The sequence below is a fragment of the Micromonospora sp. NPDC049580 genome (assembly GCF_040675595.1).
GTDB lineage: Bacteria > Actinomycetota > Actinomycetes > Mycobacteriales > Micromonosporaceae > Micromonospora.
In genome coordinates this window covers 1-10005 of record NZ_JBFAPG010000215.1, presented here as the reverse complement: position 1 = coordinate 10005, position 10005 = coordinate 1, and the positions used below count along the sequence as shown (strand labels likewise).

Annotated in this window: 6 protein-coding genes; 5 read left to right on the top strand and 1 reads right to left on the bottom strand. The window is 72.8% G+C overall.

Annotated features, from left to right (window positions below):
* Positions 1 to 446 precede the first annotated feature (446 nt).
* Entirely contained in the window at positions 447 to 992 is a 546-nt protein-coding gene (locus AB0J68_RS18275; protein ID WP_354861231.1) for a type II toxin-antitoxin system PemK/MazF family toxin, read from the bottom strand.
* A gap of 631 nt (positions 993 to 1623) precedes the next feature.
* On the opposite strand from AB0J68_RS18275, the gene ligA reads away from it, so the two are divergent.
* From ligA to gatB, 5 genes are all read left to right on the top strand, one after another.
* Positions 1624 to 3759, top strand: a complete 2136-nt coding sequence (gene ligA / locus AB0J68_RS18270) for an NAD-dependent DNA ligase LigA (RefSeq protein WP_363939524.1) — start codon at positions 1624 to 1626, stop codon at positions 3757 to 3759.
* 157 nt (positions 3760 to 3916) lie between these two features.
* Positions 3917 to 6475, top strand: coding sequence for a bifunctional diguanylate cyclase/phosphodiesterase (locus AB0J68_RS18265; RefSeq protein ID WP_363939522.1), 2559 nt, complete (start codon positions 3917 to 3919; stop codon positions 6473 to 6475).
* Positions 6476 to 6598: 123 nt separating this feature from the next.
* Positions 6599 to 6904, top strand: a complete 306-nt coding sequence (gene gatC, locus AB0J68_RS18260; RefSeq protein WP_354861239.1) for an Asp-tRNA(Asn)/Glu-tRNA(Gln) amidotransferase subunit GatC — start codon at positions 6599 to 6601, stop codon at positions 6902 to 6904.
* 49 nt (positions 6905 to 6953) lie between these two features.
* Positions 6954 to 8429 carry an Asp-tRNA(Asn)/Glu-tRNA(Gln) amidotransferase subunit GatA gene (gatA, locus tag AB0J68_RS18255; RefSeq protein ID WP_363939519.1) on the top strand — a complete coding sequence of 492 codons (1476 nt, stop codon included), beginning with the start codon at positions 6954 to 6956 and terminating at the stop codon, positions 8427 to 8429.
* A gap of 13 nt (positions 8430 to 8442) precedes the next feature.
* Positions 8443 to 9972: an Asp-tRNA(Asn)/Glu-tRNA(Gln) amidotransferase subunit GatB gene (gene gatB / locus AB0J68_RS18250; RefSeq protein WP_363939517.1), complete on the top strand. Its 1530-nt coding sequence runs from the start codon at positions 8443 to 8445 to the stop codon at positions 9970 to 9972.
* The last annotated feature ends 33 nt before the right edge of the window (positions 9973 to 10005 follow it).

Below are 10005 nucleotides of genomic sequence, written 5' to 3'. Positions count from 1 at the left end.
TCCACTCTCCTCCGATCTCTTGTTCTCTCCAGGTCTGGCCTGCCCTCTCCTGGCCTGGCCTGGCCTGGCCTGGCCTGGCCTGGCGTGGCGTGGCGTGGCCTGGCATGGCGTGGCCTGGCATGGCATGGCATGGCGTGGCCTGGCCCGGCGTGGCCTGGCGTGGCGTGGCCCGGCGTGGCCTGGCGTGGCCTGGCCCGGCGTGGCGTGGCGTGGCGTGGCCTGGCCTGGGCTGGCGTGGCCTGGTCTGGCGTGGCGTGGCGTGGCCGGGCCCGGTCCAGCCTGCCAGCGTGGCCCGGCCTGTCTGCGGTGATCGACTCGGGTTCCTGGAAGGTGGGGTGTTGCGGCGGCTCGGACACCCCGGATTCCTGGAACCCGAGTGGATCATGGCCGGGGGGCCGGGGGCCGGGGGCCGGGGGCCGGGGTGGCCTGCGGCCTGTGGGCCGGTGTCAGCTGGTGGGCAGGTGGCGCAGGCTGCGGACCTTCCGCCACAGGTCGGCGTCACAGCGACCGGCGCGGTCGGCGAAGTCGGCCGAGCTGATCCGGATCGGCTCGGTCAGGCTCAGGTAGCTGTCGTGCTCGGCGCCGGGGTCCCAGTCCCGGGTGGGAATCCGGACGTGGTCGTCGCGGTCGCTCTTGTCCTGACTGGTGATCTTCAGGACGTCGGCGCCCCGGGAGTCGGCGCGCAGCACCAGGCAGGGCCGCACCTTCGAGCCGCTGCCGTCGACGTACGGCACGTCGGCCCACCAGATCTCGCCGGCCGCCGGAGTGCCGGCCGCCCGATCGGTGTCGCGGGAGCGCGGCCTGGTGGCCGGTCGGTCGGTGCCGCGTGGCCGCGGCGGGGCGGGACGACGACCACCCGCGCGGGTCGGTGCGCCGCGACCAGGTCGGTCGGCCGAGCGTCGGCTGTTCGCCCGGTGCCGCCAGCTGTTCCACGCCCAGCCGGCGGCCACCGCCAGCAGGATCGCCGCCGCCCAGAGCAGCGCCTCGGTCATCGCCACCTCCGCGTCAGGGCGGCACGCCGGCCGCTTCGTTCGGCGATCCTCGCACGTCGCCGCCCCTGCCGCCCGACGACGACATCGCAACCCGACGACATCGCAGCCCGACGACATCCCAGCCCGACGACATCCCAGCACGCAGCCGCACGGCCGCTCCCCGCGCGGCTGCGTCGACCGGTCGGCGGCCGGTACGGCGTGGGCGCTCCCGTGAGTTGGGCCGACGACCGGGCCCCTGCTCGGTGATCCACTCCAGATCGCCGGTGTGGGGGCATCCGGGTGCGCGGACACCCCCGTGTCGGCGACCTGGAGTCGATCAACGGCCCGCGAGTCCCGGCGTGCTCCCGGGCGACGCCGATCTGTTCGTTCGGCGGCCTTTGTGCCCGGGTCGGCAGCCTCTCCTCGGTGCCACCGACCGCGGGGTCGGCGAGTCCGGCGTTGGTTGCCACGTCATCGGCGTTCAGCGGCGTCGGTCGTCGCCTCATCGCCGTCCGGGGCGACGCGCGGCACGGGAACGGGCTGCGTGGGGCGTCACCGGTGGCGCAGGTGGGCATCGGATTGTCACCCCGGACCGATACCGTGCCTTAGTAGCGTGATCAGGGAGGTCGCAGGCGTGTCCGAAGGTGGCGGGGTGTCCGAGGAGCAGATCGGTCAACAGGTCAGCCCGGCTCAGGAGGCGGCGGCCGGCGCGGAGCCGACGCCGCAGGCGCGGGAGCGGCACGCCACCCTCAGCCGTGAGCTGACCGAGCATCAATACCGCTACTACGTGCTCGACTCGCCGATCATCACCGACGCCGAGTTCGACAAGCAGTTGCGCGAGCTGGAGGCGTTGGAGGACGAGTTCCCGGCGCTGCGGACGCCGGATTCGCCGACCCAGCGGGTGGGTGGCACGTTCTCCACCGACTTCACCCCGGTCACGCACGCCGAGCGGATGCTCTCGCTCGACAACGCCTTCGCCGACGAGGAGTTGGCGGCCTGGGCCGAGCGGGTCGAGCGGGACGCGGGCGGGCCGGTGCCCTACCTCTGCGAGTTGAAGGTCGACGGTCTGGCGATCAACCTGACCTACGAGGCCGGCCGGCTGGTCCGGGCGGCCACCCGTGGTGACGGCCGCACCGGCGAGGACGTCACCGCCAACGTGCGCAGCATTCGGGACGTGCCCAGCCAGCTCGCGCCGTCCGCCGAGTTCCCGACGGTGCCCGAGCTGCTGGAGGTCCGGGGCGAGATCTACTTCCCGGTGGCCGCGTTCGCCGACCTCAACGCGAGCCTGGTCGAGCAGGGGCGGGCGCCGTTCGCCAACCCGCGCAACGCCGCCGCCGGCAGCCTGCGGCAGAAGGACCCTCGGGTCACCGCCTCCCGACCGCTGCGTCTCGTCGTGCACGGCATCGGCGCCCGCCGCGGGTTCCAGCCCACCGCGCAGTCGGAGTCGTACTCCGCGCTGAAGGCGTGGGGGCTGCCGACGAGCGACCGGTGGCGGGTCGTCCCGGATCTGTCCGGCGTGGCGGAGTACATCGCCTACTACGCCGAGCACCGGCACGACGTCGAGCATGAGATCGACGGTGTGGTGGTCAAGGTCGACCCGGTCTCCATCCAGGGTCGCCTGGGCTCGACCAGCCGTGCCCCACGCTGGGCGATCGCCTTCAAGTACCCGCCGGAGGAGGTCACCACCAAGCTGCTCGACATCGACGTCAACGTGGGGCGCACGGGTCGGGTCACCCCGTTCGCCGTCCTCGAACCGGTGCGGGTGGCCGGCTCCACCGTCGCGCTCGCCACCCTGCACAACGCCCGCGAGGTCGAGCGCAAGGGTGTGCTGATCGGCGACACGGTGGTGGTGCGCAAGGCCGGCGACGTGATTCCCGAGGTGCTCGGCCCGGTGGTCGACCTGCGGCCCGCTGACGCCCGCCCGTTCGTCATGCCGACCACCTGCCCGGCCTGCGGCACCCCGCTCGCGCCGTCCAAGGAGGGCGACGTCGACATCCGGTGCCCCAACACCCGCAGTTGCCCGGCCCAACTGCGCGAGCGGGTGTTCCACCTCGCCGGTCGTGGCGCGTTCGACATCGAGGTGCTGGGCTACAAGGGCGCGGCGGCACTGCTGGACGCGGAGATCATCGCCGACGAGGGTGACCTCTTCCAGCTCGACGCCGAGCAGCTGTCCCGGTCACCGTTCTTCGTCAACAAGGACGGCAGCCTCGGCAGCAACGCGGTCAAGCTGCTCGACAATCTGGCCGTCGCCCGGGAACGTGACCTGTGGCGGGTGCTGGTGGCGCTCTCCATCCGGCACGTCGGCCCCACCGCCGCCCAGGCGCTGGCCCGGCACTTCCGCTCGATGGAGGCCATCGACGCCGCCAGCGAGGAGGAGCTGTCCTCGGTCGACGGGGTCGGGCCGACCATCGCGGCCAGCATCCGGGAGTGGTTCGCCGTGGACTGGCACCGCGAGGTGGTCCGCAAGTGGGCCGAGGCGGGCGTACGGATGGCCGAGGAGGCCGTCGACGAGGGCCCGCGCCCGCTGGAGGGGTTGACCGTCGTGGTGACCGGCACCCTCGCCGGCTTCTCGCGGGACCAGGCCGCCGAGGCCGTGCAGACCAGGGGCGGCAAGGTCAGCGGGTCGGTCTCCAAGAAGACGAGCTTCGTCGTCGTGGGGGACAACCCGGGCTCCAAGGCCGACAAGGCGGCCACCCTCAAGGTGCCGGTGCTCGACGAGGACGGGTTCCGGGTGCTGTTGGAGGCGGGTCCGGACGCCGCACGGGACGTCGCCCGGGTGGAGGGCTGACCGCAGCGGCGTGCCGACGTGGCGGCCCGTCGCGTATACCAACTTAATTACGACTACGACCGATTCGTGACTGTCATACCGGGAAACCCGGGGCTGAGGGCGTTTCATTGGGTCACAGCGTGCTCATCGGCACGTCGACCGTTCCTCGGGAGGTGTGATGGAGGTCGCCGACCCGCGCAACTCCGTCCCACCTGGGCGGGTGACGCCGTTCACCGCCTTCGTCGTCGGCATCCTGGTGGTCGCGGCGCTGACCGCCACGGGTCCACTCACGACGCTCCCCGACGAGCTGCCCCGCCTGCCGGTGGCGTTCTGGACGATGGCCGCCCTCGCGGTGGTCTGCGACGCGCGCCCGTTCGTCCCGCCGGGGCGACGGCAGACCTCGGCGGTCTTCCCGTCCACCTGTTTCACCTTCGCGATCCTGCTCGGTTGGGGGCTCGGCCCGGCGGTGGCGGTGCAGGCCGTCGGGGTGATCGTCTCGGGTTGGCGGATGCGCCACGCCGCCTGGCGGACCGCGTTCAACGTCGGCCAGTACGCCTGCGCCCTCGCCGCCGCGTACGGCGTCATCCAACTCGGGCCGGGCGCCGTCTTCGACGGCGGTCGCCTGCACGCCACCGACGTGGCCGCGGTCGGCGGGGCGACGCTGGCCTGGTTCGTCGTGAACTACGGCCTGGTGAGCTGGGCGGTGCGGCTGCGCTTCGGCGGCCGCTGGTGGCCCACCGTCCGCCAGGGCGTCGGTTTCGAACTGCTCTCCACCGGCTCGCTGCTGCTGCTCGCTCCGGTGCTGGTCGCCGCCGCCCGTCTCAGCGCGGCGCTGATCCCGCTGGTGCTGGTACCGCTCTTCGCCGTCTACCGGATGGCCCGGCTGACCGTCGAGCAGCAGCACCTCGCCGCCGCCGACCCGCTGACCGGGTTGCCCAACCGCAAGGCGCTGCTGGCCGAGGTGGCGGAGCAGGTGCACCTGCACGCCGAGCGGACCGCCCGCGACGAGCCCGGCGGGCACCTGGCGCTGCTGCTCATCGACCTGGACCGCTTCAAGAACGTCAACGACGCGCTCGGGCACGCGGTGGGCGACCGGCTGCTGGTCGAGGTCAGCGCACGGCTCACCGACGTGGAGCCTCGGCCGCAGATGATCGCCCGGCTGGGTGGGGACGAGTTCGCCATCGTGATGACCGGGCTGACCGACGTCAGCCAGGCGCGTGAGCTGGCCGACCGGGTGGTCGGGGTGTTGGCCGAGCCGGTGCCGTTGGACGGGCTGCCGTTGGACGTCGGCGGCTCCATCGGGATCGCCCTCTTTCCGGAGCACGGCGAGGACTTCGCCACCCTGATGCGGCACGCCGACGTGGCGATGTACGACGCCAAGCACCGCAACGACACGGTCGCCGTGTACGCCCCGGAGTCGGACCACAACTCGGCCGAGCGTCTCGGTCTCCTCGCCGACCTCCGCCGGGTGCTGGAATCCGGCCCGTCGGCCGCCGAGCCGGGTGAGCCCGAGCGGACGGCAGACGTACCCCTCGCCGTGGAGGCCGAGGTGCGCGGCGGTGACGGTGCGGCGCTGCCCACTCCGGCGGCGGCCACGGCCACGCCGCATCCGGGCGGTGCGCCGGTGATCACGCCGGCGTCGTCGGCGGGCGGGCGGTGGTGGGGCCGCCGGCGGCGGGCCGGCGCCGAGCTGGTGGACGCCGATGAGCTGATCAACCGGATCGCCACCGGCGCCGACCCGATCCGGGGCCGCAACAGCCGCGCGACGATCCCCGGCACCCGTTCCGGCCCGTTGCGGGACCGGCATGCCGGCGGCCACGGACGGCGGTCGCCGAACGGCGGTGCGGTGTCGCCGCCGGGCAGGGACCGTCCGGGGCGCGACGGCGGGTCGGTTCCCGAGGCCCAGGCGATCGAGTCGACCGGGTGGGTACGCGACGGCGGCGAGCCGGCCGACGACGCCGGTGAGATCACCATGTACTACCAACCGCAGATCGCCATCGCGACCGGCGAGGTCGTCGGCGTCGAGGCCCTGCTGCGCTGGCGGCACCCGCGCCGGGGCATGGTCGACCCGGAGGAGTTGATCCGGGTCGCCGAGCAGAGCGCGGTGATGCGGCTGCTCACCCGGCGAGTGGTGGACGACGTGGTGGAGCAGCTCGCCAAGTGGTCGGCGGCCGGCATCGGGCTGCGGGCGGCGCTGAACGTCAGCGTGCGCGATCTGCACACCGGCGAGATCGCCGACCAGATCGCCGACCGGCTGGCCCGCTACGGGGTGCCGGCCGAGCGGCTGCAACTGGAGATCACCGAGGGCGCCCTGATGGCCGACCCGCGCCGGGTGTTGGCCACCATCTCCCGGCTGCACCGCATCGGGGTGGCCATCGCGCTGGACGACTTCGGCACCGGCTACTCGTCCCTGCAACATCTGCGCCGACTTCCGCTGTCCGAGGTGAAGGTGGACCGGTCGTTCGTGCTCGGCATGGCCGAGGACGCCGACGACGCGGCGATCGTCCGGTCGATGATCGAGTTGGCGGGCGCGCTGGGGCTGCGGGTGGTCGCCGAGGGCGTGGAGGACGAGCGGACCTGGCGGATGTTGTACGCCGCCGGCTGCGACGCCGCCCAGGGCTGGTTCTACGCCCGTCCGATGCCCGCCGAGGAGCTGGTCACCTGGCTGGCCCGCTACCGGCCGGTCCGCCCGGCGGGTGGCCCGGAGCCGGAGGTCGGCCGCCGGTCGACCCGCTGACCCACCCGAGCAGCCGGCGGAGGGGGCGGAACAATAGACTCGCTCCGGTCACCGCGCGTCACGCCGCACGCGTCGCGCGGCCGGCACACCGCCCGACCAGCAGGACATCAGAAGGGGGCACGGATGGCCGCCATCTCCCGCGAGGAGGTCGCGCACCTGGCGCGCCTGTCGCGGCTCGCCGTCACCGAGGAGGAGCTGGACACCTTCGCCGGCCAGCTCGACGTGATCCTCCAGGCGGTCGCCCAGGTCGGCGAGGTCACCGCCGCGGACATCCCGCCGACCTCGCACTCGGTGCCGCTGACCAACATCTTCCGCGAGGACGTCGTTACGCCGTGCCTGACCCCGCAGGAGGCGCTGTCGGGCGCGCCGGACGCCGAGGACCAGCGGTTCCGCGTACCGCGGATCCTGACCGAGGACGTGGCCTCATGAGCGGACGTGCACGGGCGACTGGCGTCGCGAAGCGGAGCGGAGTGACGGCATGAGCGATCTGACCAGAATGACCGCGACGGAGATCGCCGCGCTGGTCGCCGGCGGCGAGACCTCCGCCGTCGAGGTGACCCGGGCACACCTGGACCGGATCGCCGCGGTCGACGAGCAGGTGCACGCCTTCCTGCACGTCGACACCGACGGCGCGCTCGCCGCGGCCCGCGCGGTGGACGAGCGCCGGGCCGCCGGCGAGGAGTTGGGCCCCCTCGCGGGTGTGCCGGTCGCGGTGAAGGACGTGCTCGCCACCCGTGGCGTGCCGACCACCGTCGGCTCGAAGATCCTGGAGGGCTGGCGCCCGCCGTACGACGCGACGATCGTGCAGCGGTTGCGCGAGGCCGGCACGGTGATGCTCGGCAAGACGAACATGGACGAGTTCGCCATGGGCTCCTCCACGGAATATTCGGCGTACGGCCCGACGCACAACCCGTGGGACCTGAGCCGGATCCCGGGCGGCTCGGGCGGTGGCAGCGCCGCCGCGCTGGCCGCGTACGAGGCGCCGCTGGCGATCGGCTCGGACACCGGCGGCTCGATCCGCCAGCCCGGCGCGGTCACCGGCACCGTGGGCGCGAAGCCCACCTACGGCGGCACCTCCCGCTACGGGCTGGTCGCCTTCTCGTCGTCGCTGGACACGCCCGGCCCGTGCGCCCGTACGGTGCTCGACGCGGCCCTGCTGCACCAGGTGATCGCCGGGCACGACCCGCGTGACTCCACCTCGATCCCGCAGCCGGTGCCGGACGTGGTGGCGGCGGCGAAGCTCGGCGCGACCGGCGACCTGACCGGCGTGCGGCTCGGCATCGTCAGCGAATTCGTCGGCGAGGGCGCCGAGCCGGGCGTGATGGCCGCGTTCCGCGAGTCGGTGGACGCGCTGACCAAGATGGGCGCCGAGGTCGTGGAGATCTCCTGCCCGACGTTCGCGTACGCGCTGCCGGCGTACTACCTGATCGCCCCGAGCGAGTGCTCCTCCAACCTGGCCCGGTTCGACGGCGTCCGGTTCGGCCTGCGGGTCGGCGACGACGGAAACCGGTCGCTGGAGGAGGTCATGTCGCTGACCCGGGAGGCCGGTTTCGGCCCCGAGGTCAAGCGCCGCATCATGGTCGGCACGTACGCGTTGTCGTCGGGTTACTACGACGCGTACTACGGGCAGGCGCAGAAGGTCCGGACGCTGATCACGCGCGACTTCACGGCCGCGTTCGATCGGGTCGACGCGCTGATCTCGCCGACCACCCCGTTCACGGCCTTCCCGATCGGCGCCCGCACCGCCGACCCGTACCAGATGTACCTGGCCGACCTGTTCACCATCCCGACCAACCTGTACGGCGGGCCGGGCATCTCGGTGCCCTGCGGCCTCTCCGAGGGGCTGCCCGTCGGCCTGCAGGTGATGGCCCCGACGATGGCCGACGACCGGATGTACCGGGTCGCCGCCGCGCTGGAGTCCGCGGTCGGCACGTTCACCCCACCGGCACTGTGAGGCAGGAGCCCAGATGACGACGACGCTTCCCGCGTACGACGAGGTCGTCGCACGCTACGAACCGGTGATCGGCCTGGAGACCCACGTCGAGCTGGGCACGAACACCAAGATGTTCTGCGGCTGCCCGACGGACTTCGGCGGCGAGCCGAACACCCGGGTCTGCCCGGTGTGCCTGGGGCTGCCCGGCTCGCTGCCGGTGGCCAACAAGGCGGCCATCGAGGCGATCATCCGGATCGGCCTGGCGTTGAACTGCTCCATCGCGCAGTGGTGCCGGTTCGCCCGGAAGAACTACTTCTACCCGGACATGCCGAAGAACTTCCAGATCAGCCAGTACGACGAGCCGATCTGCGTCGACGGCTACCTGGACGTCGAGGTGGGCGGCGAGACGGTGCGCATCGAGATCGAGCGGGTGCACCTGGAGGAGGACACCGGCAAGACGCTGCACGTCGGTGGCGCGACCGGCCGCATCCACGGTGCGACCGAGTCGCTTGTCGACTACAACCGGGCCGGCATTCCGCTCGTCGAGATCGTCACCAAGCCGATCCCGGGCACCGGCGCGCTCGCCCCCGAGGTGGCCAAGGCGTACGTCACCGAGCTGCGCGACGTGATCCGCACGCTCGGGGTCTCGGACGTGCGGATGGAGGAGGGTTCGCTGCGCTGTGACGTGAACACCTCGCTCAACCTGCCGGCTCAGGAGTGGGGCACCCGCACCGAGACCAAGAACGTCAACTCGCTGCGCTCGGTGGAGCGGGCGGTCCGCTCGGAGATGCTGCGGCAGGCGTCGGTGCTGGACGCGGGCGGCCGGATCACCCAGGAGACCCGGCACTTCCACGAGGACACCGGCGACACCACCCCGGGGCGCTCGAAGGAGACGGCCACCGACTACCGGTACTTCCCGGAGCCGGACCTGGTGCCGATCGCACCGGACCCGGCCTGGGTCGCCGAGCTGAAGGCCGCCCTGCCGGAGCTGCCCCGGGTGCACCGGCGTCGGCTTCAGCAGCAGTGGGGCCTGTCCGACCTGGACATGCAGTCGGTGCTCAACGCCGGCGCGGTCGAGCTGATCGAGGCCACCGTGGCCGCCGGCACCACCCCGGCGGCGGCCCGCAAGTGGTGGCTCGGCGAGCTGTCCCGGCGGGCCAACGAGAGCGGCGTGGAGCTGGCCGACATCGGCGCCACCCCCGCGCAGGTCGCTGAGCTGCAGGGCCTGGTCGACGCGGGCAAGCTCAACGACAAGATGGCCCGTACGGTGCTGGAGGGCGTGGTCGACGGTGAGGGCTCGCCCACCGAGATCATGACCAGCCGTGGCCTGGAGGTCGTCTCGGACACCGGCGCGCTCACCGCCGCCGTGGACGAGGCGATCGCCGCCAACCCCGGCATCGCCGACAAGATCCGTAGCGGCAAGGTCGCGGCGGCCGGCGCCCTCGTCGGCGCGGTCATGAAGACCACCCGTGGTCAGGCCGACGCGAAGACCGTCCGTGAGCTGATCCTGACTCGTGGCTCATGTTGGCCAGGAACTCCGACTTGTACGCCGAGGCCCGCGTGAGCTGCTGCGCCTTCTCCTCCAGGCCGAGCCGGG

Excerpts from the sequence above, each read along its gene's own strand:
- AB0J68_RS18275 (WP_354861231.1), bottom strand. The coding sequence starts at position 992 with ATGACCGAGGCGCTGCTCTGGGCGGCGGCGATCCTGCTGGCGGTGGCC.
- gatA (WP_363939519.1), top strand. The coding sequence starts at position 6,954 with ATGAGCGATCTGACCAGAATGACCGCGACGGAGATCGCCGCGCTGGTC.
- AB0J68_RS18265 (WP_363939522.1), top strand. The coding sequence starts at position 3,917 with ATGGAGGTCGCCGACCCGCGCAACTCCGTCCCACCTGGGCGGGTGACG.
- gatB (WP_363939517.1), top strand. The coding sequence starts at position 8,443 with ATGACGACGACGCTTCCCGCGTACGACGAGGTCGTCGCACGCTACGAA.
- gatC (WP_354861239.1), top strand. The coding sequence starts at position 6,599 with ATGGCCGCCATCTCCCGCGAGGAGGTCGCGCACCTGGCGCGCCTGTCG.